The 23314-nt window shown below is 39.9% G+C and carries 23 protein-coding genes and 1 pseudogene; 17 read left to right on the forward strand and 7 right to left on the reverse strand.

Annotated features, from left to right (window positions below; genetic code table 11):
- Positions 1–2 precede the first annotated feature (2 nt).
- Entirely contained in the window at positions 3–191 is a 189-nt protein-coding gene (locus tag ABIE66_RS06505) for a hypothetical protein (RefSeq protein WP_289317462.1), read from the reverse strand.
- Between the two features lie 97 nt (positions 192–288).
- On the opposite strand from ABIE66_RS06505, the gene ABIE66_RS06510 reads away from it, so the two are divergent.
- Positions 289–870: a GNAT family N-acetyltransferase gene (locus ABIE66_RS06510; RefSeq protein WP_289317461.1), complete on the forward strand. Its 582-nt coding sequence runs from the start codon at positions 289–291 to the stop codon at positions 868–870.
- Between the two features lie 54 nt (positions 871–924).
- Here ABIE66_RS06510 and ABIE66_RS06515 read toward each other — a convergent pair.
- Positions 925–2272, reverse strand: a pseudogene (locus ABIE66_RS06515) (IS3 family transposase).
- 1003 nt (positions 2273–3275) lie between these two features.
- On the opposite strand from ABIE66_RS06515, the gene spxA reads away from it, so the two are divergent.
- The 5 genes from spxA to pepF all read left to right on the forward strand — a co-directional run bounded on the left by spxA (position 3276) and on the right by pepF (position 9757).
- Positions 3276–3671: a transcriptional regulator SpxA gene (gene spxA, locus ABIE66_RS06520; RefSeq protein WP_034314502.1), complete on the forward strand. Its 396-nt coding sequence runs from the start codon at positions 3276–3278 to the stop codon at positions 3669–3671.
- A 477-nt stretch (positions 3672–4148) separates the two neighbouring features.
- Positions 4149–4817, forward strand: coding sequence for an adaptor protein MecA (mecA, locus tag ABIE66_RS06525; RefSeq protein WP_289317460.1), 669 nt, complete (start codon positions 4149–4151; stop codon positions 4815–4817).
- A gap of 116 nt (positions 4818–4933) precedes the next feature.
- Complete coding sequence (cls, locus tag ABIE66_RS06530) at positions 4934–6442, forward strand: cardiolipin synthase (protein ID WP_370014240.1); 1509 nt, start codon at positions 4934–4936, stop codon at positions 6440–6442.
- 97 nt (positions 6443–6539) lie between these two features.
- Positions 6540–7772 (forward strand): competence protein CoiA, encoded by a 1233-nt coding sequence (locus ABIE66_RS06535; RefSeq protein WP_370014241.1) that lies wholly within the window; start codon positions 6540–6542, stop codon positions 7770–7772.
- 167 nt (positions 7773–7939) lie between these two features.
- The gene (pepF, locus tag ABIE66_RS06540) at positions 7940–9757 is read left to right on the forward strand and encodes an oligoendopeptidase F (protein WP_289327255.1); all 1818 of its coding nucleotides are present in this window, start codon (positions 7940–7942) and stop codon (positions 9755–9757) included.
- 933 nt (positions 9758–10690) lie between these two features.
- Here the strand turns inward: pepF and ABIE66_RS06545 are convergent.
- The 4 genes from ABIE66_RS06545 to ABIE66_RS06560 all read right to left on the reverse strand — a co-directional run bounded on the left by ABIE66_RS06545 (position 10691) and on the right by ABIE66_RS06560 (position 13473).
- Positions 10691–11584, reverse strand: a complete 894-nt coding sequence (locus tag ABIE66_RS06545) for a ClpXP adapter SpxH family protein (protein WP_370014242.1) — start codon at positions 11582–11584, stop codon at positions 10691–10693.
- Positions 11581–11985 carry a globin domain-containing protein gene (locus ABIE66_RS06550; RefSeq protein ID WP_289317456.1) on the reverse strand — a complete coding sequence of 135 codons (405 nt, stop codon included), beginning with the start codon at positions 11983–11985 and terminating at the stop codon, positions 11581–11583. The genes ABIE66_RS06545 and ABIE66_RS06550 overlap by 4 nt, the downstream gene beginning before the upstream one ends.
- 229 nt (positions 11986–12214) lie before the next feature.
- Entirely contained in the window at positions 12215–12871 is a 657-nt protein-coding gene (locus ABIE66_RS06555) for a lytic transglycosylase domain-containing protein (RefSeq protein WP_370014243.1), read from the reverse strand.
- Positions 12872–12894: 23 nt separating this feature from the next.
- Positions 12895–13473, reverse strand: a complete 579-nt coding sequence (locus ABIE66_RS06560) for a CYTH domain-containing protein (RefSeq protein WP_370014244.1) — start codon at positions 13471–13473, stop codon at positions 12895–12897.
- A gap of 319 nt (positions 13474–13792) precedes the next feature.
- On the opposite strand from ABIE66_RS06560, the gene yjbM reads away from it, so the two are divergent.
- The 3 genes from yjbM to ABIE66_RS06575 are packed head-to-tail and all read left to right on the forward strand — an operon-like array spanning position 13793 to position 16187.
- On the forward strand, positions 13793–14413 hold the full coding sequence (yjbM, locus tag ABIE66_RS06565) for a GTP diphosphokinase (RefSeq protein WP_289317453.1): 621 nt from the start codon (positions 13793–13795) through the stop codon (positions 14411–14413).
- A gap of 47 nt (positions 14414–14460) precedes the next feature.
- Positions 14461–15255, forward strand: coding sequence for an NAD kinase (locus tag ABIE66_RS06570; protein ID WP_289317452.1), 795 nt, complete (start codon positions 14461–14463; stop codon positions 15253–15255).
- A 17-nt stretch (positions 15256–15272) separates the two neighbouring features.
- Positions 15273–16187: an RluA family pseudouridine synthase gene (locus ABIE66_RS06575; RefSeq protein WP_289324128.1), complete on the forward strand. Its 915-nt coding sequence runs from the start codon at positions 15273–15275 to the stop codon at positions 16185–16187.
- Between the two features lie 91 nt (positions 16188–16278).
- Here the strand turns inward: ABIE66_RS06575 and prpE are convergent, their stop codons facing one another.
- Positions 16279–17022, reverse strand: coding sequence for a bis(5'-nucleosyl)-tetraphosphatase PrpE (prpE, locus tag ABIE66_RS06580; protein ID WP_370014245.1), 744 nt, complete (start codon positions 17020–17022; stop codon positions 16279–16281).
- Between the two features lie 122 nt (positions 17023–17144).
- Here prpE and mgtE point away from each other — a divergent pair, with 122 nt between their 5' ends.
- The 8 genes from mgtE (at position 17145) to spoVAD (ending at position 23314) form a co-directional block, all read left to right on the forward strand.
- Positions 17145–18515 carry a magnesium transporter gene (mgtE, locus tag ABIE66_RS06585; protein ID WP_289327257.1) on the forward strand — a complete coding sequence of 457 codons (1371 nt, stop codon included), beginning with the start codon at positions 17145–17147 and terminating at the stop codon, positions 18513–18515.
- 136 nt (positions 18516–18651) lie between these two features.
- Positions 18652–19425, forward strand: coding sequence for an enoyl-ACP reductase FabI (gene fabI, locus ABIE66_RS06590; RefSeq protein ID WP_289324130.1), 774 nt, complete (start codon positions 18652–18654; stop codon positions 19423–19425).
- 307 nt (positions 19426–19732) lie between these two features.
- A complete protein-coding gene (locus ABIE66_RS06595) occupies positions 19733–20047 on the forward strand; it encodes a hypothetical protein (RefSeq protein WP_370014246.1) in 315 nt (104 codons plus the stop codon).
- Positions 20048–20058: 11 nt separating this feature from the next.
- A complete protein-coding gene (locus ABIE66_RS06600) occupies positions 20059–20628 on the forward strand; it encodes a hypothetical protein (protein ID WP_289324132.1) in 570 nt (189 codons plus the stop codon).
- Between the two features lie 15 nt (positions 20629–20643).
- A complete protein-coding gene (locus ABIE66_RS06605; RefSeq protein WP_289324133.1) occupies positions 20644–21009 on the forward strand; it encodes a DUF1360 domain-containing protein in 366 nt (121 codons plus the stop codon).
- Between the two features lie 289 nt (positions 21010–21298).
- Positions 21299–21796, forward strand: coding sequence for a YhcN/YlaJ family sporulation lipoprotein (locus ABIE66_RS06610; RefSeq protein WP_289324134.1), 498 nt, complete (start codon positions 21299–21301; stop codon positions 21794–21796).
- A gap of 18 nt (positions 21797–21814) precedes the next feature.
- A complete protein-coding gene (gene spoVAC, locus ABIE66_RS06615) occupies positions 21815–22285 on the forward strand; it encodes a stage V sporulation protein AC (RefSeq protein WP_289324135.1) in 471 nt (156 codons plus the stop codon).
- A 3-nt stretch (positions 22286–22288) separates the two neighbouring features.
- The gene (spoVAD, locus tag ABIE66_RS06620; RefSeq protein WP_289317443.1) at positions 22289–23314 is read left to right on the forward strand and encodes a stage V sporulation protein AD; all 1026 of its coding nucleotides are present in this window, start codon (positions 22289–22291) and stop codon (positions 23312–23314) included.

Here is a 23314-nt window from a genome sequence, read left to right on the forward strand (position 1 = left end):
AATTACCGCTTTTTATTCCCGCCAACTTGACTCCATCCTGACTGAATTCGTTTCGATTGATCGAAAATATGAGAGTGACGTTTCCCGCCAAACCATTTTTCGCCGATGCCATTCGTCACAACGCCATTCACAGCTGTAATACCAATAACGCAAGCAGCGACTAAAAAAAAGTCGATAAAGTAACTGATCATCTAAACCCCTCCTAATATTTTCAAGCTATTTAAGTTCCATTGTAGTGGATAAGAAAAAATCTGGAAAGTATAAACTAGCAAATGAGGAGATTAAATTATGAATTGGTATGAAAAATTAAACCAGTATTTCCCTATTGAAGAAATGAAGTCCAAAGAACATATAGAAGTTCTTTTAGAAGATAAGCAGGAAATATATAAAAAGGATGAAGGTCCCGACCATGTTTTATTGTATGTGGAAGGGGAAGAGTTTATATTCGTTGATTACCTATTTGTATCAAAGAATTCAAGGGGGCAGGGATTAGGAAGGAAATTGATTCAAAAATTGCAAAAAAAGCAGAAAACGATTTTGCTGGAAGTCGAACCAGTACAAGAAAATGATGATGATACATTTAAAAGGCTGAAATTTTATAAAAGGGAAGGATTCCATCATGCTTCTTCGATTTCCTATAGCAGAAAATCGCTTGCCACTAAGGAGAACACGCCTATGGAAATCTTATATTGGCCGGCAAATCCATCTGTTGATGAAGAAGACGTATTTGATTTCATGAAAGAGATTTATTCTGAAATCCATACTTACAAAGATGATGACCTTTATGGGAAATCTTATCAAGATGTAGAGGATGTACTAAGCTTGAATGCAGGTCAGGAAACGGATATTTTTAAAGAGATGGAAGTTTGAGAAAAAAGGGCCGGTTGTTTGAAGTGAACCCAAAAAGTTAGACACTTTATTTACTTAGGCAGCCTTGAGGGCATGAACCCGGTAATCTACCGGGCTCATGCCTTTTAATTTTACCTTGATTCGTTGATGATTGTAGTAATGGATATAATCTCCTAGTTCTTGTTTGAAATGCTCCATGCTTTCAAATTCTTGAAGATAGAGTAATTCGGATTTTAATAAGCCAAAGAAGTTTTCAATGACCGCATTATCGAGACAATTTCCTTTGCGGGACATGCTTTGTGTAATGTTATGTTTTTTCAAATCATGCGAGTATTGTTTCATCTGATAATGCCAGCCCTGATCTGAATGGAGAATGGGTGAATCTTTCGATTCCAAGCGATCAAAGGCTTTATCCAGCATTTTGGAAACGAGCGGATAAACAGGCCGAGATTCGATATTATAGGCGATGATTTCTCCATTAAATAGGTCAAGAATGGCTGATAAGTATAGTTTCTCCCCAGCTAGATGGAATTCCGTGACATCTGTCACCCATTTTTCAATGGACTTTGCCGCCTTGAAATCACGTGCTAGAATGTTGGCGCAATCTTACCGATGTTCCCTTTGTACGAACGGTATTTCTTCATGCGAAGCAATGACTTCAATCCTAGTTCATTCATCAATCGGAGAACTGTTTTATGATTGATGCGAGCACCTCGGTTACGTAATTCTAGGGTAATACGCTGATACCCATAACGCCCTTTATGCGTATGGAAAATCTCTTTGATAAGGAATTTAATTTCTGTGTATTTATCCTCACGCCCGAAGGCGTTTACCCAATAATAGTACGTACTCCGTGCCATTTTAGAAATGGATAGAAGCAGTTTTAAATCAAATTGTTTCCTTAGTTCATGGACTACTTTCGCTTTTTCTTTCTTTGTAAGGCTTCCTTTTCTTGAACTAAGGCATTCAACTTTTTGAGATAGGCATTCTCTGCACGTAAGTATTCTAATTCGGCAAGAAGTGCTTCTTGAGAGCCATTAGCTTGCGATTTTTTCTTAGTTTCTTTTTTCATGGATAGACGCCCCTTTTTCATTGGTTTTAGGGCGTCTATACCTCCTTCCTTAAACTGATTTACCCAATTCAAAAGTGTAGAATCGGAAGGAAGGTTATAGTGTACAGCGGTCTCGTTGATCGATGCCCCATATTCGTTCATATATTTAAGTACCTCTAGTTTAAAGGGCAGAGTGTAATTTGTATAGGATGGAACAAGTCCTTCCATCCCATGTTTTAGATAGCGAGCGACCCATCTTTTCAGAGGGGATAAACCTACATTTCTTTCTTGAGCTATGGATTTATAGGATTTTTTCCCTTCTAAGTACTCTAAAACTGCATTTGATTTTTCGTCTATCGTATATTTAGTCAAAAAAATACACCTCCAATTGTTAGATGTTGTCTAACAATTGGGGTGCAGTTCAGTTTACCGGTCCTTTTTAGTTTGTTGAAAAAAGTACGGTAAAGGAAGAAAAATTGCGTGAACGGACGAAAAAACAGCTCAGGATAACGAAAAAGTAAAAGTGCTCCAGCAGAAAACAACCGGAACTATTTTTAGAAAAATTGAGAGAAACTGTCTATTCTTAGAATTTGTCGATGAAAGGAGGTCCGGAATGGTTTTACCCCGAACCATGTTTTTTTAATAGAAGACTTGGTAAACCTCCGATTTTTACTTTATTTTAGGATGTAACCCTAATATATTGAAGGAATTTTCGACACTCCTGCCGAAAAACTGGCTAGCCAAGACCCCACAGACGCTTGGCTGACAGTCGGCGTATAGGGAGCGGATTTCTGAAATTGAACTGAACGTCTTGCAAATAAAAAACTGCAGGCAAACTCGCTTTTCTTATGCATTTATTGCAGGAAAATGAATATCTATAACTTCTTGGATGGTAGATTGTTCCCTTATTGCTGATTCTTTTGAATTACCTTTTTTACTTTTGGAATTATATGTGCTAAAAGAATGGTTTTTCTTGTAAAAAGGAGGAATTTGCTTTTTGTTAAAGAAAATATATTAACAAGATCTTGTTTATTGACAAGGAATGGGGGTAAATAAAAGTAACGAGCTAATTAAAAAATCATGAGGGCCGAATTGAGAGTTAAATGAGAATGATAGGTAGGTATTTTCAATTAGAAAAAGTGGATTTATTGTATTACATAAAAAAACGAAATAGCTATAGTACAGGCTAAACCAGAAGTTTAAAAGGATTTTTTCAAATATCAAAAAGGGTATTCATTTTAAATAAATTAGTGTATAATAAAGAATATGAAATACTTATTTAAAATTATTTCAAATTAGAGTGGTACTTATGAATACTAATAGTAGATTTCCCCTCATAGATCACCGATTCTATATTTAGGGAGTGTGAGTAAACATGGTAACATTATATACATCACCTAGTTGTACTTCATGCAGAAAAGCAAAAGCATGGTTAGAGGAACATGAGATTGGATATAAAGAAAGAAACATTTTTTCAGAACCGTTGACGATTGATGAGATAAAAGAAATTCTTCGAATGACAGAAGATGGCACCGATGAAATTATTTCAACACGGTCAAAAACTTTCCAAAAGTTAAACGTAAATTTAGAGAGCCTGCCTCTTCAAGAATTATATAAATTGATCAAGGAAAACCCAGGACTGTTGAGACGTCCAATTATCCTTGACGAGAAACGGCTTCAAGTTGGTTATAACGAAGATGAGATAAGACGCTTTTTACCACGTAAAGTTCGTACCTTCCAGTTGCGGGAAGCACAACGTATGGTCAACTAATAAGGTCTTTCAAGCTCTGCCAGGAATTGTGCAGGGCTTTTTCTTTATACATAACCGATTTTTCACCTTAATAACCGGGCATGACCGAATCCATAGGCGACAGACGTTTGGCATCTTCAGCAAGTCCCTATGGCCGGTCATCATTTAAAGATAAAATAAGAATGCTACTCCCCAGGCCATGTATATAATAAGGCATATACTACAGTAAGATTAAATTTGAAGAAAGCATTGTGATAGTTGCATGCGGATGAATTTTTTTATAGAATGAATGGAATATTAGGCAAACAATTGTTTTTTAGATAAGTAATGTTTTTTATTTCCCTTCTTCAAGGTTTTGTCATAAAATGATGTAAAATAGTCTGTTTTAATGGCTATCATGATTTACAGTATTCACTTACGGGTAAAGAGCTTTTAAGAGCAATTTTCGCTTGGGGGTTATTATCCCTTCAAAATGAGAAAGGAAGGGAGAGGGGAATCATGGAAATCGAACGCATTAATGATGATACAGTGAAATTTTATATTTCCTATATAGATATTGAGGAAAGAGGCTTCGATCGCGAAGAAATTTGGTACAGTCGTGAGAGAAGTGAGGAGCTTTTTTGGGAAATGATGGATGAAGTGCATCAAGAAGAAGAATTCATGATTGAAGGACCTTTATGGATTCAAGTTCAAGCCCTTGAAAAAGGCTTGGAAGTTTTGGTCACAAAAGCCCAGCTTGCCAAAGATGGTCAGAAACTCGAGCTGCCTCTTTCAGATGATAAGTTAAAGGATTTTAATGTATCAGATAAGATGGATACGCTTCTTGATCAACATTTCCATGGTAAGGATGAAGAAAGCGGTATGACATTCGAAGATGGTATGATTGAATTCATCACGACATTCGATGATTTTGAGGATGTCATTTCATTAAGTAAGCGTCATGGATTGGATGACTGGACGACAAAACTTTATGTTTATCAAAATAAATATTATCTTTATATCGAATTTTCCGAGGCGGAGATTGATGAGGAAGAAATCGATAATGTACTAAGTCTTTTATTGGAATATAGTCAGGAGTCACCAATAACGGTGCACATGCTTGAAGAGTACGGGAAAATAGTTATCGAAAATGATGTATTCACAACGGTCGATAAATATTTCGCATAGACTGTTGAGGCCGATTTCTACTGAAATCGGCCTTTTCGTCCTAGAATAAATTTTTTTTACCTTAGGCAGGGAGGTTTTTTACATGTGCCTGTGTTTGTTAATTGGAGGTAGTCTAGGTGAAGAATATAGTTGGCATCGGTCTGCTTATTCTCTTGTTGGTCGGAATTTGGTATTTTCTAACAAATGACGTCAGTGGCGGGCTGATTTTTTATTCTAGCCTTATATTGACCCTTTTGTTGGTGATAATTGGTTTTATCATTTTCCTGGAAAATCGGGATCCCATACAGACCATTACATGGCTTGTTATTTTTGGCGCTTTCCCTTTCATCGGTTTCTTATTTTACTTTTTGTTTGGCCGTAATTTTCGGAAAGAAAGGATATTTCGCAAGAAGTACTTTTTGGATAAGCAAAGATTCGTGAAATTAAGCGGCGAAGCGGAATATAATGATCGAATTAAGGAAATGGGCGAGAACTCTCAGCAATTATTCACTCTTGCAAATAGGCTAGGGAATAGCCCTATTTCATTTACGACAGAAACCCGGATTTTAAGGAATGGTAAGGAGACATTTTCCAATATCATCGAAGAATTAAAAAAAGCCAGACATCATATTCATTTAGAATATTATATTGTTAGGGATGACCGCATTGGCGGTGTGCTAAAGGATGTCTTGATACAAAAAGTAAGAGAAGGGGTAAAAGTCCGTTTTCTCTATGATGCGGTTGGTTCATGGAAGTTAGCTCGCTCTTATATCGATGAACTGAAGAATGCAGGGGTCGAAATGGTTGCCTTTGGTCCGTTGCATCTCCCTTTATTAAATAATAAATTCAACTTTCGTAATCACCGTAAAATAATTGTGATAGATGGCTCTGTCGGTTTCATCGGTGGCCTCAATATTGGGGATGAATATTTGGGTCATGATCCGAAATTCGGTTCTTGGCGTGATACGCATCTTATCGTGAAAGGGGAAGCGGTCAGGACTTTACAGATCATATTTCTGCAGGATTGGTATTATAGCACCAATAATAGTTTTTTAACGGATGAATATCTCTTGACTGGCGTGCCGGTGCATCATGAGCATGGTGGAGTTCAATTGATTGGCGGCGGGCCTGATAGTGAGTGGACGATCATTAAGAGCATTTTTTTTAAGATGATCACTTCTGCAGAAAAGTCCGTCTGGATTGCCTCACCCTATTTCGTTCCTGACGACGATATCTTTCAAGCATTGAAGGTAGCTGCTTTAAGTGGTTTGGATGTCAGGCTGCTGGTCCCAAAGAACCCCGATAAGCATATAGTATTTCATGCTTCGAGAACCTATTTTCCCGAATTGCTTGCTTCGGGAGTTCGTATATTCCAATATAATGAGGGCTTCATGCATAGTAAAATCATCATCGTTGATGACCAACTGGCTTCAATTGGGACAACCAATATGGATATGAGAAGCTTTCACTTGAATTTCGAAGTCAATGCCTTTCTCTACCGGACGGAAAGTACACAACAGCTTGTAAATGATTTTTTGGAAGATATAAAGGTATCCCAAGAGGTGGAAATTGTTGCATTTTCCAAACGGAATTTCGGGTTGAAAGTATTGGAATCAACTTGCCGATTGCTTTCACCCCTTCTATAGAAATTAACTTTCCTTTATGCCGATCTGGCATTTTTTTTTATTAAAAGGAAGGGATCCTTAGCGTTGCAAGCGAATGTAGTGGATGAGGAGGAGATGTATGCTAACTGCGATAAAGAAAGATGGGACTTGGATGACCCTTCCTGAAAGGATATCGGCAAACGTGCTTGCTGAATGGAGAAAGTCAGCAAATTATTACTGTCCGTGCTGCAAGATGGAAATGTCCATCAAAGCAGGAAACGTCAGGATCCCGCATTTCGCCCATAAAAATAATTCTTCATGCCGTGCTTCTTCAGAACCGGAATCCGCCTATCACTTAATGGGAAAAAGAAAATTGTTTCAGTGGTTTTTATCACACGGCTATCAAGTGGATTTAGAAGCCTACTTTCCCGAAATTAAGAAAAGGGCTGATATCTTAGCTACGATAGGGGGGAATCGCTATGCAATAGAATTTCAATGCTCCGTAATCCCGGAGGTTGAATTCATTGAACGGACAAGAGCCTATCAAAGCGTGGGCATCAAGCCAATCTGGATCCTCGCTGCAAAACGCCTAAAAAGGAAAAGCATGTATGAATTCAGTTTATCCCGTTTCCAATGGCTCTTTGTCAGCGGCAGCTGGCACCATCCGTTTCTTTGGATGTATTGCCCGGAAACTAATCATTTATCAGTATTGAAGAACCTCACTCCCTTCACCCCTAGAACCGTATTTGCCGAATTGACTTCAGCTTCCTTAACACTCCTTCCCCCTAGTCGGGCATTGCCCCAAAACAGCTTTCGTTTCCCTTTTCTGCCTGCTTGGAGATATAAACGAAAAGACTGGTCCCTCCATCGTGTGAAAACTGCACGTAGAACCAATCCTTTTTTCGAAGAACTGTATTTACATCATATTACACCTGCGACAATTCCCATTGAAGTGGGTGTTCCAGTCAGAGGGATGCTTTTGATCGAAACAGCCCCGATTGAATGGCAGGCATGGTTTTACATGGATGTGTTTCAAGAGAAAAAAATAGGGGAAAAGATTTTCATGGCGAATATTATCCACTTTTTTAAGAAGTGTTCAAAAAAAGGGGAAATAAAGTTCAGGCCGTTGCCATTGCTTCATGAAAAACCACCCTTGGAGTACCCTGTAGGTCAATACATTAAGTTATTGGAGCACATGGGTTACATATCAAAGTTGGAAGAGGGGGTTTTTAAAGTTGAGAAGGAATTTTCCCTTCCCTTCAACAGTGATCAAGTTCAAATGATGGAAAAATTTTTCTATGATAAGCATAAGTTGATGCTGGAAAAGGGGAATATCCAGTATAATCAGGGAGAACATCCCTATTTATCTTGAATTCAGATGAAATGGCAGGATTATTTTTGTTATTGGAGAAATAGTAATAAGAAAAAGATTTAAAAACTTTTAGAAAGCATGAATGCCGTATGCATAATTGCAGCGTTCAATCCGGTTTAATGAGTTAGCTGATTGGCGAGTTTTCTATAGAATGGAGAGGAATTTTTATGGCACAGGAAACAAAAGTGAATGCATTACCCTCAAGAAGTGAAATAGCTGCAGAGGATACTTGGAGATTGGAAGATATCTTCGCCACCGAAGAAGATTGGGAAGCTGCCTTCAAAGTAGTGAAGGAAGACCTCAAGAAAGCGGAGGCACATAAAGGGACGTTGGGCGAAAGCGCAGAAAAATTATTTGCAGCCCTTCAACTCCAAGATGAAGTATTCGAGAAGCTTGGGAAAGTTTATTCTTATTCACATATGCGCAATGACCAAGATACAACCAATCCTTTTTACCAAGGGATGGAGGATCGGGCCAAAGCTTTATACGCCCAGGCAGCAGCTGCGTTTTCATATATGGTTCCTGAGTTATTGAGTATTGACGAAAGCAAATTGGAAGGGTTTTTAGAAGAAAAAGAAGAATTGAAATTATATAAACATTCTTTAGAGGAAATTAATCTTCAGAGACCCCATATCTTATCTGCCGAGCAGGAAGAATTATTGGCACAAGCATCAGAAGTACTCGATTCATCAGGCAATACTTTCGGTATGCTTAACAATGCTGATTTGAAATTCCCGACCATCAAGGATGAAGAGGGAAATGAAGTGGAAATAACTCACGGAAGGTATATCCGTTTTCTTGAGAGTGATGATCGACGTGTACGTGAGGAGGCATTTAAAGGGGTATACAGCAAGTATGGTGAGTTCCGTAATACGTTTGCTTCAACCCTGTCAGGAGAGGTGAAAAACCATAATTTCAATGCCACAGTACGAAAATATGATTCAGCACGCCAAGCGGCGTTAAGTAGCAATAACATTCCGGAGACCGTATATGATAATCTCGTTAAAACAGTCAATGACAACTTGCCTTTACTGCACCGTTATCTTGATTTACGTAAAAAAGTACTCGAATTAGATGAACTTCATATGTATGATTTATTCACTCCTCTTGTAAAAGAAGTGAAGATGGAAGTGACATATGAGGAGGCCAAAGATTATGTCCTAAAGGGTCTTGCTCCGCTTGGTGAGGACTATTTGAATGTTTTGAAAGAGGGATTTGAAAACCGTTGGGTCGATGTACATGAAAACGTAGGGAAACGAAGCGGTGCCTATTCTTCTGGTACATACGGGACGAATCCATATATTTTAATGAACTGGCAAAATAACGTCAATAACCTATTCACGCTCGTTCATGAGTTTGGGCATTCGGTCCATAGCTACTATACGCGTAAATACCAGCCATACCCATACGGGAATTATTCGATATTTGTAGCGGAAGTTGCATCGACTTGTAATGAAAACCTGTTGAATGATTATTTACTTAATACAATCGAAGAAGAAAAGAAACGCATTTATTTATTGAATCACTATCTAGAAGGTTTCCGTGGAACATTGTTCCGCCAAACGATGTTTGCAGAGTTTGAACATACCATTCATCTTAAAGCTCAAAATGGGGAAGCATTGACAGCGGATATGCTTACTAAGGAATATTATGAGCTGAACAAGAAATACTTTGGCGAGAATGTGAGCATTGATGAAGAAATCGGTTTGGAATGGGCACGTATTCCACATTTCTATTATAATTACTATGTTTATCAATATGCGACCGGAATCAGTGCAGCAACAGCTTTAAGCAAGCAAATCCTTGAAGAAGGAGAGCCTGCTGTCAAAAGGTATCTGGAGTTCTTGAAATCTGGAAGTTCAGATTATCCGATTGAAGTACTCAAAAAGGCTGGCGTCGATATGACAAAAGCCGAGCCTGTACAAGAAGCCATGAATGTATTCGAAGAAAAATTAAATGAGTTGGAAGAGCTTTTGAATAAGTAGGATGTGAAAGGGACCCGAATGGCTTCGGGTTCCTTTTCATCTAATATGGATATCCGTTATAATCCTTTAAAGCGGTTTCTCTGATTTAAGCTGTGAAGAATAATGAAGAAAACAAAAAATAAAATAGGGGAGGTAAAATACAGAGGAATGAGGTTCATGATACCGAGTAGCTGGACGAATAGCGACCCTATCAAGAGTATAAGTAGAATAAAGCCTTTCAATTTGGCCACCTCCAACCTGGCAGCAGGATAAAAGATCATCTGCTTTTTTATTAGATTTTATGTTTCAAAATAAGCAGTATTCTAAGAATATGACAATAATGTGAAATTGCGCACAAGTTCTTGCAATTAATGTGTATAATCTGCTATAGTACAGATATAGAAGTTATCACATCCAAACATATACCCCTTTGTTTGTTCGTCGTGAAATTTCTCCCATCCCCTTTTTCGTATAAATAGATGAAAACCCCGGCAAATTTAGCGATTTGCCGGGGTTTTTCATTTGCTGATAAATTAAACGGATTGAATTGATGCCGGTGTAACAAAAGTAGCAAGTTTAGATAATGAAAAATAAAGATATAATCAGTGTTGTGATATTTTTCACAATTAAATTCATACCATTTTCAATATCATATATCAAATGCACTTATACCGTTAAAGCAAAATGAGGCTCTTATTTTGCTAGATACAAGAAGGGGTTATAATAATTGGGAAATATATATTGTGAACAATTTGTGAAAAGTTGCACATATAGTTGAAACATAAATGGGTAATCTGTTATATTATTTATTGTGAAGTGAATCACAAACAAACTTATACCCCTTTGTTTGATCGTGAAAAAATTTCTCCCATCCCCTTATTTCTTATAAAAAAACCATGCAATCGTTGATTTGCATGGTTTTTCCCTTTTTAAACAACAAAGAAGCAGTCAAATTCATGACTGCTTCTTTGTATATCTCCAAAACGTCCCATATTTAGCCGGAATTTTCTCTGCCAACTGTTTTAAAACAAGTTTCTTCATTTCCAACTCGACGTTATTCTTGTTCATGTTATAAACCGTTTCGATTTCCTTTGTGGCCACTAGTTTGAAACAGCTTAAAAACTCTTCGAGGGAGGGTGGTTTGGCAGGGGCGGGAAGGCCATTCAGCATATCTTCTAAAATTTGAACATATACCTCGTAAGAATAGACACCCGAAACTTTTATTCCCTCTTCTTCAATATTTTGATTGAAAAAAACAAGGGAAGGGATTTCAGTCACTTCCATTTCGCTGGTGATTTTCATGTCACATTGAAAACCCTTGGCTGCACTGGAAGAATTGATGTCATAAAGGAATTCCTCCACATCCAATCCAACCGTCTTGGCACACTCGGTCAAGACTTCAATATTGGATATATCCCTTTTTCCTATGAATACATATTCTTGAAGCTGCCTTAAAAAGCGAATGGCCAATTTACGGCCCTGCAATTCCGCTGCTTTTATTGCGATGGAAGCTGTATAAGGAGAAGAGATCGGGTTTTCAGACCAAAGACTTCCGTCACAGGACATTCCCGAGCGGCTGGCTGTCTTTTCCCAAACTTGAGCAAGGTTTTCATAATTTTTATTTTTCCCCATATTAAGAGAATCGATTTTACCGCTTAAAACATGGCGTAAACTGAATAATTGACCATATTCTATCTGTAATTTCCTAATAATCGGTTCTAAGCCCCAGCATTCGGGACAAAGCGGATCAACAAAAACATAAATTTCAATTGGCTTTTTTCCTATATCATAGCAATGCTGTGTCTTGATCCAATCGGAAATATTGAAAACTGGTTTATGTGCGCTCAACTGTCTTCTCCTTTCCCGTCAGTTCCGGATGTATTGATCATATGCTGTGCCGTTAAATAAAGGCGGTGATAGAAAAATTCCCTAATTTCACCCTCAAGGCCCACTTCGTCCATAGCTTGATACATGCATGAGAGCCATGCTTTCGCACGATCTGGTGTAATTTCAAAAGGTATATGTCGAGCCCGCAACATAGGATGGCCATGCTCTTCCGTATATAAAGAGGGACCACCTAAATATTGAGTCATAAATTGTTTTTGCTTACGGACCGTTTCAGTTAAATCGTCAGGGAAAATCGGCTGCAGATCCGGGTGTTGACTAACGTTGGAGTAAAACACATCAATTAACCTGTGTAATTGCCCTTCTCCAATTAATTCATATGGTGTAGGGTTCCCTTGCATCATGTTGATTACTCCTTTTAAAGAAAGATGGTTGATATTTATTCATATTTTATCAATGACGTCCTGATATAACAAATATATAGCTTGAAGAAAATTTTACATCTGTAGTATGACACAGGGGAATGTACGGGATAGACCGCATTTTAGGTAGCTTTAACATTTTGTCCAGCGGTCTCCGAAATATGTAGACATGAAAAAACTGACCCGCCAATAATATCAGGGTCAGCTTTCATTAGCTTGAAAATGTGCCATACACTTTTTGAACATAATTCCGGGTTTCTCTAAAGGGAGGAATGCCGTTATATTTATCCACGTTTCCTGGTCCTGCATTATAAGCAGCAAGTGCAACCTTGATGTCCCCATCATAACGGGCCATCATTTGACTTAAATATTTACTCCCGCCCATGATACTTTGTTCCGGATCGCTGGGATCATCAACTCCAAGGCTCCTTGCAGTTGCTGGCATTAACTGCATGAGGCCAGTTGCACCAGCATAACTGGTGGCTTCGGGGTTAAAGTTAGATTCTTGTTTAATGACCGACTTTATCAGTTTTTCCGGGAGATTATATAAACTGGCCGCCTGGCTGATGATTTGATTGTAATTTGTGCCGGTTTCGCTGGACTCATTGTTAGTATATGCAGTGGCTATCGGGTTCGATTTCAGGCTGCCGGATTGAAGAAAGGACTTCGTTTCCGTTTCCACATTGGTTAATAAGGAACCCAATGTCTGCGAAGTGCCTTCAAGAGCATCACCCGAAACCAGTTCCGACAGCATGTCCTGGAAAATGGATCGAGATGAATCATTATTTGTGATGTTGCCATTTGTGAATTGCTGGATTGCCTGCAATTCCATAAAAGTTTTGAAATCTTGGACTTTCAAACTCTCCACCTCCGATTATGGTTCAAACAGGATTATTCCTGGAATTTGGCGCGATAAAACCTCTTAACTTTATTTTCGGTTTCCCTTTCGGGAATTTGAAGGGTTTCAAGGAGGGTCAGGAAATTTTTTTTCCCCGCTTTTGCATCCGTCACTTCATATTCAAGTTCAAAGTCTTCCTGATTCACATACGAACTATGATCTAAAACAAGTAAACCATCTTTGTAAGGAAATTCAACACGGTCCGTCTTTAGTGTCCCAAAACAGGTAAAGTCTTTTGGATTAATTCCGCATTCAAGAATAAGATGTTGGATCTCGCCTTCAGGGAAAGTGTTATGATTCAGAAACGCATAAGCGGCCTCTTCAGGGATATCTTGATTCGTTTCCAATAATCCTTCTGTAGCAGGCTGTTTTAAAGTCAGCTCGTATCGACCATTTTTCTCCCGGATCCTTAGTGCAGAGCCCTGATTTTTCAAATGGAATTCTAATGTATCGAAGTAATGATTTTTCTGTGATTTAAAGTTCGATGCAACGATATGAAAATAATCGATCAGTTGACGAAATTCCTTTTCGCTTAAGAGATTCTTAAATTCTATTTCAATATGCTGGTTCATGTTTTCCTTCCTTCCTGGCTGAATCTTAGGTTAATCATATAAGAACAATTCCAGCTGTCAAATTGAATGCAATAATTTTTTTGTATTGTACTTGAATATTTAGGAATCAATTGCAGGATATGATAAAATATAAACGTTGAACTCAAGAAATGGATTACCGTATATAGAGAAATTTATACATACTTTTTGTTTTAGAGTAAGATTGAATAGGATCCAGCGGTGAATTGCAGTAAGGCTTGGTACTGCTGGATATAGGAGAGCGTTCTGCCCATACCAGAGTTGAACAGACGCTTTTTAGATAGATATAGGTGGTGTGGCAATGGAGAGTTGGGACGATTTCTTGGCGCCATATACTCAGGCTGTCGAAGAATTAAAGGTTAAGCTTAAGGGATTAAGGAAACAGTTTGAGAGAGAGAATATTCACTCGCCGATCGAATTTGTAACAGGCAGGGTAAAGCCGATTGTCAGCATTTTGGATAAGGCGAGCCAGAAGGATATTCCCATTGATAAATTGGGAACCGAAATTCAGGATATTGCAGGACTTCGCATGATGTGCCAGTTCGTGGATGATATCGAACAGGTAGTTGAACTTTTACGGGGTCGCAATGACTTCGAGATAGTCGAAGAGAGGAATTATATTTCCCATAAAAAAGCAAGCGGCTACCGTTCTTATCATGTTGTCATCCGCTACCCGGTCCAGACGATCCATGGCGAAAAAAATATACTTGCCGAAATTCAAATCAGGACACTTGCGATGAATTTTTGGGCGACGATTGAACATTCTTTAAATTATAAATATAAAGGCATTTTCCCGGAAGATATTCAACTGCGGTTGAAACGCGCAGCGGAAGCGGCCTTCCTGCTTGATGCAGAGATGTCGCAAATCCGGACGGAAATCCAGGAAGCACAGCGTCTTTTTTCCCGGAAGAAAGATTCTTAAACTGATAAATGGAACAGGAAGAAATCTAAATTGTAAGGTGGGATAATATGAAATTTGCGATTACGTCAAAAGGAGATGCGAAATCGAATACTTTAATGCAAAGGATGCGAACGTATCTTCAGGACTTTCATTTGGAATATGACGAAGATCAGCCGGATATTGTCATTTCTGTCGGTGGTGATGGCACCTTATTATACGCTTTTCACCGTTATAAGAATCGATTGGACAAAACCGCCTTTGTTGGAGTACATACAGGACATCTTGGTTTTTATGCGGATTGGACCCCTGATGAAATTGAAAAATTGGTGATAGCGTTAGCAAAAACCCCATTTCAAATTGTGGAATATCCACTGCTCGAAACAATCGTCCGTTATCAGCATGGTGGACGGGAAACCAGATTTTTGGCTTTGAATGAATCGACAGTCAAAAGTGTTGAAGGTACGCTCGTCATGGATGTTGAAATACGCGGACAGCATTTCGAGACATTCCGTGGAGATGGTTTATGCATTGCGACACCATCCGGAAGCACGGCTTATAATAAGGCGCTTGGTGGTGCCATCGTCCATCCATCAATCGATGCCATCCAGATTACCGAATTGGCATCCATTAACAACCGGGTATTTAGGACGGTCGGATCGCCTCTTCTGCTGCCGGCTCATCATACGTGCATGTTCAGGCCGGTCAATGCAGTCAATTTTCAAATTACGATTGACCATTTGACCCTGCTTCAGGAAGATGTAAAGTCGATACAGTGCCGAGTGGCAGATGAAAAGATCCGGTTTGCCAGATTCCGCCCTTTTCCTTTCTGGAAAAGAGTGCATGATTCATTTATTGCTAACTAAGGAGATAGACTCACCTCATGTCAAATCAAAACTTTTCTTTGACCTGGTCGGTTTTTGAAGAGGATTCTGGCTCTTTATTGCGAGAGTTTCTCAGCAAATGCGATATTTCAAAACGAGCATTAACGGATATCAAGTTTAAAGGTGGCTATATCCAGTTGAACGGCGTAGAAGTAACCGTAAGGGAACGAATTGAAACTGGCGACACCGTCACCGTCATATTTCCACCGGAGCAGGGAAGTGAAGGCCTTTTGCCAGAACCCATCCCCCTGAATGTCAGGTATGAAGATGAGTTTGTATTGGTGGTGGCCAAGCCTCCTTCCATGAATACCATTCCCTCCCGGGAGCATCCCAACGGCAGTCTGGCCAATGGCTTGGCAGGTTATTATCAAAAGACGGGAATACGGGCAACGATCCATATTGTTACAAGGCTTGACCGCGACACATCGGGTCTGGTTTTAATTGCAAAGCATCGGCATATCCATCATCTTTTAAGTGAACAACAAAAATCAGGTCAGGTAAAACGGAGATACCAAGCCATAGCTGAAGGCACCGTTGACGGACCTGAAGGAGAGATAGTGGCGCCAATCGGACGAAAGTCGACCAGCATCATTGAACGGGAAGTCAGGGAGGATGGACGGTATGCCCGTACCCTATTTAAGGTATTGGCACACACTGGGTCCCATACATTCCTTAACTTGGAACTCCAAACAGGACGGACACATCAAATCAGGGTACATATGGCGCATATGGGTCACCCGCTGGCTGGTGATGATTTATATGGAGGGAGCAGGAGCAGTATCCCTCGTCAAGCCCTTCATTGTTTTGAATTGAAATTTTTACATCCTTTCACAAAGAAGATGATGTTGTTTCAAGAAGAGTTACCTGAAGATATGACCCGATTGCTCGAGGGAAGTAAGGGCTGGGATTCCTGACGTATAACCGGCTCTCATTGAACTGAATTCAGGATTATGAAAAAAATCGATAGATGCCAAAAAAACTCACCAAGATGGCGAGTTTTTTTGGTTAATCAAAGGACGTCCTGAATTTTTCCGCTATATATGGCATGGTCGAAGGCACCTCTTGAAGATCCATTTCGGGATAACGCACAGCCGTTAGTTTTCCACCGAAGACGCAGCCTGTATCAATATTGTATGTATGATTGACTCGTCTAGCTTCAGGGACTGGCGTATGTCCATACACGATCCAGGTTTCCCCTTTATAGGATTGGGCCCAGTCCTTCCTGACAGGAGACCCATCTGGATGTTTGGAGCCGTTGATATCCCCGTAGAGGACAAAGGTTTTTACCTTACTGCTGTATTGACCAATATAATCACTGCGAATTCCTGCATGGGCAATGATCAATCGCCCATCATCAATGAGATGATAGAGTGGGGACCGTTCATACAGATCCAGGAATTTTTTTCGGATTTTCTTCTGCTCCCGATTGTTTAAATTCTCATATTCAGCTACTGTAGTCTCTAAACCATGTGATATTTGAACTTTATTGCCTGAAAAATACCGATACAATTTATTGCAGTGGTTACCTGGGGCATACCTAGCAATATTTTGGTTAATGACTAATTCATGGACAACCTCGATAACTTGAAGGGAATCTGGGCCGCGATCGGTTAAATCCCCTACAAAGCCGAGAATCCTTCCAGAGGGATGTACTGGAAACCCAGTCTCCCACGTATAGCCCATTTTTTCCGTCAGCTGCCTGAATTCGGCGAAACATCCATGAATGTCCCCTATGATATCGATGTTCATTTGACACACCCTTTGTTTGTTTTGTCTATGTTTATGGTATTAGTATAGTATTATTTAAAAAAATAAAATATAAACGAGGAAATGAAAAAATATATTTTAGGAGGTGTATGGTTATGGAGGAGATGAAGGACCAGGAGCGGGAGAGTAGTCAAATGAATAACGAGCTTTTGCTTGAAGCGCTTAAAACGGAAAATCTGGATCAGTTCCGTACGGAGTTCCTTGAAATGCATCCGTATGATCAGGCTCAATTTTACACAAGCTTGTCAGATGAATTCAGATCCGTCGTTTACACATATTTGTCACCGGAAGAAATGGCGGACCTTTTTGAAAATATAGAAATAGATGAAGAGAATTACGAAAGCCTATTGGCTGAAATGAATCCTTCTTACGCAGCCGCTATGCTTTCCCATATGTATGCGGATGATGCGGCAGACGTCCTGAATGAAATCAATGATGAGCAGGCCGTCAGCTATTTGACCATCATGGATGATGAAGCGGCAAGTGAAATCCAGGAGCTTCTGAACTATGAGGAATCTACGGCAGGAAGTATCATGACGACAGAGTTCATTGCCATTGAAGCAAACGAAACGGCTCGATCAGCCATGCAAATCTTAAAAAGGGAAGCTCCGGAAGCGGAAACGATATATTATGTGTTCGTTACCGATCAGGATAAGAAGCTGCTTGGTGTTTTATCGCTCAGGACATTGATCATAGCTGATGAAGATGCTTTAATTGGTGATTTAATGGATGACAGGGTAGTTTCCGTACCTGTATCCGAAGACCAGGAAGAGGTGGCACGAAAAATAAGGGACTATAACTTCCTTGCCGTGCCGGTCGTCGATTTCCAAAACCATTTGTTAGGGATTATTACGGTTGATGATATCATTGATGTCATGGATGAAGAGGCATCCGATGATTATTCTAAATTGGCAGGTATATCTGATCTTGATCATGTTGATAGAAGTCCCTATTCTGCTGCGAAGAAACGGTTGCCTTGGTTGATCATTCTTTTGTTTTTAGGATTATTGACCGCTAGCCTGATTGGGCGTTTTGAAGAGACACTTAGTCAAAAAGCGATCCTGGCTGTATTCATACCATTGATTGGCGGCATGGCTGGCAATACAGGAACACAAGCATTGGCAGTGGCGGTACGGGGAATTGCAACAGGGGAATTGGAGCAGGAAAGCAAGTGGAAGCTGGTCATGCGTGAGGCGGGGACTGGTCTCATCACTGGCCTGACATGTGGAATAGCCAGCATTTTAATCGTTTATATTTGGCAAAACGATCTAATGCTGGGTTTATTGGTCGGCATATCGATTTTCATAACATTAGTAGTTGCCACACTCGCAGGATCGCTTGTACCGCTCCTCATGCATAAAATGAAAATCGACCCAGCTGTAGCCTCCGGACCATTCATTACAACCATCAATGACATTATCAGCATTCTGATTTATTTCGGATTGGCTACATTATTCATGGGTTATTTACTATAAGCTAAAGAAGGCCTTCTTGGAGAAGCTATATTCCAAGGGGACTTCAGAAAACGGTGTTTTTATCAGAGGAAATTTGATATACTGTCATTAGTAGCAGGTACTAATAACTTGTATTAAAAATAGGAGGTCACATACGATGACTTTTTCATTAGAGGGAAAAACGTTTGTCATAATGGGTGTAGCGAATAAAAGAAGTATTGCATGGGGAGTTGCCCGTTCCTTACATAAAGCAGGTGCAAAGCTGATTTTCACTTACGGAAAAGACCGTACAGAAAAAAGCGTTAGGGAACTATCTTCTACATTGGAAGGGGAGCCCTCCACTATTTTACAATGTGATGTAACGAAAGACGAAAGCATTGAAAAATGTTTTGCGGCGATCAAGGAAGAAACAGATATCATTCATGGCGTGGCACACAGTATCGCATTTGCTAATAAGGAAGAGTTGGACGGTGAGTTCGTCAACACGAGCCGTGAAGGGTTTTTGCTAGCCCATAATATCAGTTCATTCTCTTTAACGGCTGTCGCTAAAGCGGCGAAAGAAATCATGCCGGAAGGTGGAAGCATTGTCACGATGACGTATCTTGGCGGTGAACGGGTCATGCCAAATTATAATGTAATGGGAGTGGCTAAGGCCTCACTTGAAGCCAATGTCCGTTACCTGTCAAGTGATCTTGGCAAAGATAACATTCGGGTGAATGCCATTTCAGCCGGACCAATCCGTACCTTATCCGCTAAAGGTGTTCGTGACTTTAATACAATTTTAAAGAAGATTGAGGAAGAAGCACCGCTCCGTCGTACAACGACTCCTGAAGAAGTAGGGGATACGGCAGTATTTTTATTAAGTGACATGTCCCGTGGAATTACCGGGGAAAATATCCATGTGGATTCTGGTTACCATATAATTGGATGACACTAAAAGAAGGGGGGCCGATATCGGTCCCCTTTTTTATTGATTTTCCACTCTGAGGGTATCTTGAATTGCTACATCCTCAATAGATATCTTTTCACCTTTTTCTCCTTCAAATGTTTTAATTTTCTTCATTAATCCCCATCATAGCCAAGGTTGGTTGATGTCTTTTTTTTAGGGAGCGGCACCATCTCCAGCATAATGAAGGGTGAATTTCATATAAATGATACATAGAGCTGATATTCATTGTTTGGGAGAATCGGCATAAACCAGCTTTCAACCCTATTCGTGAAAAAGAAGGAGGGGCATCATGGACATGAAGAAAGTTGATTTGCCTTGTATTGTTGGAAAACAAACGATACACAAAACGCTGAAGAGACATATTAATTTGAATGAAAAAATTATCAGCACTTCATATACTGCCGAGGAATTGGTGGAGTTATTGTCCCGACTTCCAGCCTTTGCACCTAAGCCTGTTTGTAAGTTCATCATCAATGACCGTACACTATTCGGGAAATTGGAACAAAAGAAAGAATCCAGTTTGTTCATAAGGCATAAATTCGGGAAAAAAGTTGTCCAATATCATATGGAACAGCTGCAGTCTGTGGATATTCTGAAATATTAAGGGGGATTTTCATGTCAGAGAATAATGTCGATAAGGAATCCAAACCACTTTTATATGTCGATCAGGCAAAAATATCTGATCAGCGAGGGAATATGCAAAGTGATTTCCGAACGAAAAAAGATACACCTCAAGACAGCGTTGAGCCGGAACTTCAGGAAGCCGAGCATAAAGAAGAGAAAATCGAAAAAGTCAAACGCGAATTTGGTGTTTATGATGTCATGAAGGAAATTGAAACAGAGATTACGGGTATAAGGAAAATTACCGAACAATATGTCCCTGAGCAAACTCCGGTTGAAAAATTGGAACAGCCTGAACAAGCAGAACAGGAATTCGAAAAGCCAGTTAAGAGAAAAAGGAAAAAGGTTGAAAAAAAAGAATCTACTCGCGACATCATTTCCCGACTCTCCAATCAACAAGGTTTTCCAAAGCCATTATGTGAGGCTGTTATTAACGGAGAAACGCTTCAGTTTCATGTGTTGGGAATGAAGGGGGAATCAGTGAAGATTAAAAGAGGGAACCATATTCGTTTCGTGGGTCTGCCGGATATTATCGATGCTAAAATAATTGAAGAATCCAAATGAAGGGAGCCATATTGAATGTTTCCCCCACCAAATGAGTTCACCTTATTTCTAATATTAGGCTTGGCATCTTTCAGGCTGACACGCTTGATCGTGTTTGATAAAATCATGGAGCCGCTGCGCCGCCCCTTTTTTAAAGAGATAGAGGAAAAGAATGAAGAAGGGGATGTGGAAATATTTTTAATGCCGAAAGAAAAGGGCCTGGTTGGCTGGCTTGGTCAATTGCTAAGCTGTTTTTGGTGCGTGGGTGTCTGGATCAGCCTTTTTCTGGTTTTTCTTTATATCCAACATTGGTTTATAGGCGACGTCCTGATATTAATCCTTGCCGTAGCAGCAATAGGAGCGATCATCGAGGTCATAATCAGCAAAATTATGGACATTTGATTGGAAACAACTTGTCTCTTCATTCATATAGTATGGTATAGATCTTAAAGGAGGAGTCATAAATTGAATCAGAAACCGAATCCATGGGCTTATGCCAAACCGATGAAAAAAGATCAGCCGGTCAAAATCAAGAAAGACTGTGGCTGTAATAATAACAATAAAAATAAAGGATATTGAGTAAAAAAACCTTTCCATTTTGGAAAGGTTTTTTATTTCCTAATCCTACCATTCATAAAAATACCGTTAAACAAGAAAATAACAATAGAACGATAAATTAGGATGTGATTCTATGTTCAGACAAGGAAGATATTTTAAGGGCAGCTGGCTGGTTTTTATAGTTGTTTTGTGTGTTCTTACTGCCTGCAGCAATCAGAATGATGGAAAAACGGAGCATTTAGCAATGATTAAACGTACGAATCCTGAACCGATGGATATCATTAATGGAATGGATGAGAAAGATGAAAAGGGACTGATCTCAAAGGTCAAGGAAACAATTGCTAATGAAGACACCATCTATGACGTGATCGTCGTGAAAAACGGAAAAAAGATTATCGTCGCTTATAAAGTGAAGCACTTACAACGTTTTCATATGAAGAAGATTGAAAAGACTGTGACTGAAAATTTGGAAGAAAAGTTTCCCAAGAATGATTTTATCGTTTCGAGTGATTATAAAATCTTTTTGGAATCTTTAAGATTGAACGAATTACTCAAGAAAAAAGATGTTCCAGAGAAAAAGGCAAGGGAGAAGTTCAAGGAAATTGAAGGACTTCAAAAAGAATTGATTTAGAAAGAGAGGATCAGCACTATGAGCGGCAAGGAGAAAATCACCCCCCAGCAGGATGCATATAAGGAGCTCCAAGGGAAGCATGAAATTAAAAGACCAATATTGAAGAATTGTTTGAAAGCCTTTTTAGTAGGCGGGATTTTCTGCATAGTGGGTCAAGCCATTTCTTATTTCTATATTTATTTTTTCAACTTTACAGAACAGACAGCCGGAGGTCCGACAACTGCTACCATGGTGTTTCTGTCCCTTTTGATGACCGGCTTCGGGTTTTACGACCGCATTGGCCAGTTTGGTGGGGCTGGGAGTGCCGTCCCTGTTACGGGATTCGGTAACGCAGTCATTTCGGCTGCTATCGAACATCGGACAGAAGGTTTTGTACTTGGTGTTGGATCCAATATGTTTAAATTGGCCGGTTCGGTCATTTTATTTGGAGTATTTTCAGCCTTTGTCGTGGCGTTGATTAAAACGATTTATCAAATGATTGGGGGCTAAGGTGTGTTAAAAGGAAAACAAACATGGATGTTCGCCAATAAACCGGTCATTTTGGAAACAGGGGTAACAGGCGGTCCATTTGAGGCAAATGGAGAAATCGCGGGAGATTTCGATATTCTATATGACGATTTGTGGATGGAGCAGGATTCATATGAGAAGGCTCATCGCCATTTGATGGAGAAAGCCGTTGAGCTTGCATTGGAGAAAGGTAAGATCGACAAGGGGCAGGTACAATTTTTCTTGGCGGGTGATTTAATCAATCAGGTGACACCGACAAGTTTTGCAGCCAGAACCAACGGCATTCCATACTTCGGCTTGTTTGGAGCCTGTTCCACGTCAATGGAAGGGCTAGCTCTAGCTGCCTTCATCACCAATTATGGCGGGGCTAACTATGTGTTGACAGGCGCCTCGAGCCATAATGCAGCTGTTGAAAAGCAATTTCGCTATCCAACTGAATATGGAGGGCAAAAACCACCTACAGCTCAATGGACGATAACAGGAGCAGGGGTGGCGCTGGTTGCTCCTAATGGAAGTAAGCAAGGGGAATTTCCCCATATAGTTTCGGCCACTATCGGAAAGGTCATTGACATGGGATTGAAAGATCCTTTCAATATGGGGGGAGCGATGGCCCCGGCCGCCGTCGATACGATTCTTGCCCATTTCAAAGATACTGGTTTGAGCCCGGACGATTATGATTTCATCATTACTGGTGATTTAGGACAAATAGGCAGGGAGACAGCCATGGACTTATTAAAGCAAAAGGGCTGCAATATCAATCAGGAAAAATTCAAGGATTGCGGTTTGATGATTTTTAAAAAGGATCAGCCTGTTTTGGCTGGCGGGAGTGGTGCGGGATGTTCAGCAGTGGTTTTATATGGCCATATACTAAATGAAATGATTCAGGGTAAATATAAAAAAATCCTGCTTGTTGCAACAGGAGCATTATTGTCACCGCTATCCGTCCAGCAAAAAGATTCGATTCCGTGCATTGCCCATGCGGTAGCCATTGAGTATGGGATGAATTCATGA

Origin of the sequence: Peribacillus sp. B2I2, assembly GCF_041261685.1 — a bacterium.
Classification (GTDB): Bacteria; Bacillota; Bacilli; order Bacillales; family DSM-1321; genus Peribacillus.